We start from the raw sequence: 3,178 nt of genomic DNA, 5'->3' as shown, positions 1-3,178 counted from the left end.
CGTCCGGCCGGCCCCGTCCATCCGCGCGCTGCCTGCCCGTCGCGGCGCCCGGCCCAACGGCGCGCCGGTCACCGGGTCCTGCAACATCCCCAACATCCGGAACAAGTGCTCCTCGGAGACCTCGGTGCCAGGACCTACCCCGACTCCGTCGCCCAGCCCGGCCAGGCCCGCGCCCAGGAACCGGCCCGGCGGGGTTCCCGACGCCGCGTAGTAGCGAGTCAAAGCCGTCCCGGCCGGGCCGGTCACGTCACCGCGGGCAACGCTGGACATCAGGTACCGGTAGCCCGCGCCCAAGCTCATCTTGCGGATCGATACCGTCACACCCACCACTCCCATTCGGCCATGGTCCGGGCCACCGGGTATCGGCGCGGACACCCCGTATACGCCGCCATGGGCCACTATCGGGACACGGGCGCCACAGAAGCCGACCACGTGCAAGACGTGTGCGATCTCTGGGATGAAGTTTCAGCGTGGGAGGAGCACGACGACTGCTGCCCTGCTGAGCCAGCAGATCGACGCAAGGTTCCGAAGCTGCCTGGACTCAGGGGAGCATCGAAGGACCAGTGTCGAAGCGAGCGCGTGTTGACCGATGGGAGCCGAGCGCAGGTTGCCCTTGGGGCAGTCGCCTGGCGGATGTGTGAGCACGGCCTTGTCGCGCTGCGCCACGCGCCGCGCCGTGTCTCATTCTCACGTGCATCGCGTGCGGGGGGTGAGCCACGGTCATCACCGACGAGGACGAGCTGGACGCCTTCTGGGACATCGCCCAGGAACACGCGAGCCTTGTCGGGGTACCGGTGAGCACCCGCTCAGAACGCTCCGGGAGACCGCACGCCTACAGGGCAGAGCCGGCCCGGCTCCGCTCCGTAACAGGATCCGCATACTGGAATCGACGACCGGCACGAGCCGGTCGGATCTGGGTCGGTCCAGCGCAGCGGAAGGAGACTCGGTTTGGAGACACCCAATGAGGCGCTCCGATGCCCCGGGTGCTCGAGTACTGACCGTGGCATCGACGGCCGGTCGACCTATCAAGCCTCGGCATGGCGGGCGATCACCTCGATGCACCGGCGGAACTGTGCTGGAGAGGCGGGGGTCTGCCAGCTGAGAACCTCCAACGCCCAGGCGACCGCGAAGGCCGGCACCAAACCGGCATCACCGGACGGGAGATCGGCTACTCGCGCGTATCCACGCAGGAGGAGATCCGAGCGGTCATGCAGGTTGTCGCCGGCGGACACCTCCCAACGCGCAAGGTCGAACGCTCGCGACGCACGGCCCGCGAACTCCCAGTCGATGACGCCCCCGATCGCCTCATCGCTGATCAAGAGATGCTTAGGCAGGAAGTCTCCGTGCGTGAAGGCCCTGGCCGAAGCGGGACAGGTCGTCACCACATGGCACAGGAAGTCAGCACCTCGTTCGATGAGCGCGGCCGCTCCCGGGCCCATCTCGTCTCGGACGATGCCTCGAGCCCGAGCGATAGCGCGCTCCTCAGGCAGTCGCAGGTCGTGGCGGATGCCCGCGCCCGGCTCGAGGCTGTGCAGCCGTGCCAGGAGCTCACCACCATCGACGACGAGTCGCGCGAGGTTCTCGGGAGGGTCCATGCCGCCACTGCTTGTCGTAGAGACTGACCATGATGGTGAGCACGCCTCGGCCCGTCATTGAATCGGTGGTGGCGTCGGTATGCGGTCGCGGCGTCGAACGTCTCCTCCCTCTCCCGAGCGGGGGCATGAACGAGACGTACCGGGTGGAGCTCTCCGGCGGTCGCGCGGTGATCGCCCGGATAGCGCGGCAAGAGACGCCCTGGTTCACCGACGAGGCGCAGTTGATGGTGCGTGCGCGAGATGCTGGCATCCCGGTCCCAGAGGTGCTCGCCACCGTCGTTGCGAGGTCGCCGATGTGGGGAGCGCTCGTTGGATTCGTCCTCCGGCAGGACGTGCTCCGCCATGGGTGACTGAGTCGAGGAGGTCATCCTCAGCGGGGGCCTCCGCTTGGCAAGCGCTGATCACCGGCAAGCCCAAGAGCGCGCCCCAGCGGGATCTGACACCATTGCGGTGTGGGACTGGCCATGTTTGACGTAGCGCCCGCCGAGCGGGAATTGAACCTGCCCGGCGCTGCCACGACGTCCCTGCGCAAAGACGGGCTGAGGCAAACCCCCGTAACGTATCTGGACTTCACAGCCAATGGTGATCGCCTCTTCGAGACGTTGGCCGCTTACTTCCCGCAGCCCCCCGACTATGTTGGCGTCATCCAGGACGCGTGGCCCGTCGAAACCGTCGCCGCAATCGAGCGGCTGCTCGGCCAGGCTCCGGGCGACCTGCCCGACGGCCGGGTCTCCCTGTACGTCTGTCCCGAGTGCGGCGACCTGGGCTGTGGCGCCATCACGACACGACTCAGCCTGGAACCCGAAACAGTGAGCTGGCGAACTATCGGGATCCAAACGGGCAACGAAGATGAGGTTCATCCGCTCGGAGGCCCTAACGACTTCCCAGAAGTCACCTTCAAGCGGGACGGTCACGAACAGGTGCTTGTGCACGAGCTCGCCCGGGCTCGCCAGTTGTGTGTTGGCTTTGAATACCCCTATGAGCGTGATCGGCGGCTACGTCGAGAGCGCCGCACGCGCCTGCTTCGCCGGCTACTAGGTCGGCGCCAGTAGCCCGGCCACCCGAAGGTGAGGCGTACCAAGTCCGCCTCCGACCCGCCCGAGACCCACGAGCGACAAGTCCGCAAGCGGAACGGTCACCGGCGACGAGACGAACGATCGCGGCGGCGACCGGCGCATGAGGTCCTCCCGTCCCGCAGGGGTGTGCCCTACGGAACAGCCCCGGACGCGTCGCCGATTGACGATCGGCTAATGGGCTGAGCGAGGTCCACTCCGAGCGCCGGAGTGTCCGCGCCGCTGGCGTAGACGCGGCTCTCGAGGCGAAGACCGATGTTGGCGGTGACGCGTTGTGATGGCAGCTTGTCGGGTGAACGATCGCGACCAGGTGGCCCACGCCGGCGTCCCTGGCAGCGTCGTGGTGGGCATGGCTGTCTCGGCGCTGCCATACTCCAGTCGTGAGGCCCGTTTTGGTGGCGGTAATCCCGGCAGACTCCCACTGTCAACTTCGGGTGCTGTAGCGGGTTGGAGTGTGGGCACCCTAAGTAGCCGCGCGGCGAACGTTGCCGGCGGCTGGGACTTGTCCTG

Annotated in this window: 4 protein-coding genes; 2 read left to right on the top strand and 2 right to left on the bottom strand. The window is 67.4% G+C overall.

Annotated elements, in window-relative coordinates:
* Both FRW57_RS19490 and FRW57_RS19485 read right to left on the bottom strand, forming a co-directional pair.
* Positions 1–321: relaxase domain-containing protein (locus tag FRW57_RS19490; protein ID WP_238999496.1), on the bottom strand; the 321-nt coding region annotated here is incomplete at its 3' end.
* Between the two features lie 704 nt (positions 322–1,025).
* Positions 1,026–1,595 carry a phosphotransferase gene (locus tag FRW57_RS19485; RefSeq protein ID WP_137120624.1) on the bottom strand — a complete coding sequence of 190 codons (570 nt, stop codon included), beginning with the start codon at positions 1,593–1,595 and terminating at the stop codon, positions 1,026–1,028.
* 29 nt (positions 1,596–1,624) lie between these two features.
* On the opposite strand from FRW57_RS19485, the gene FRW57_RS19480 reads away from it, so the two are divergent.
* Entirely contained in the window at positions 1,625–1,945 is a 321-nt protein-coding gene (locus tag FRW57_RS19480) for a phosphotransferase (RefSeq protein WP_202911429.1), read from the top strand.
* A 102-nt stretch (positions 1,946–2,047) separates the two neighbouring features.
* Positions 2,048–2,647, top strand: a complete 600-nt coding sequence (locus tag FRW57_RS19475) for a hypothetical protein (protein WP_137120625.1) — start codon at positions 2,048–2,050, stop codon at positions 2,645–2,647.
* The last annotated feature ends 531 nt before the right edge of the window (positions 2,648–3,178 follow it).

The organism is Segeticoccus rhizosphaerae, from assembly GCF_009192725.1.
GTDB classification, from domain to species: domain Bacteria; phylum Actinomycetota; class Actinomycetes; order Actinomycetales; family Dermatophilaceae; genus Segeticoccus; species Segeticoccus rhizosphaerae.
The sequence above is the reverse complement of the archived record's forward strand: the minus strand, read 5'-3'. Positions and strand labels throughout refer to the sequence as shown.

Bases quoted from the DNA above. Each gene is read 5' to 3' on its own strand.
- FRW57_RS19485 (WP_137120624.1), bottom strand. From the start codon at position 1,595: ATGGACCCTCCCGAGAACCTCGCGCGACTCGTCGTCGATGGTGGTGAG.
- FRW57_RS19480 (WP_202911429.1), top strand. From the start codon at position 1,625: ATGATGGTGAGCACGCCTCGGCCCGTCATTGAATCGGTGGTGGCGTCG.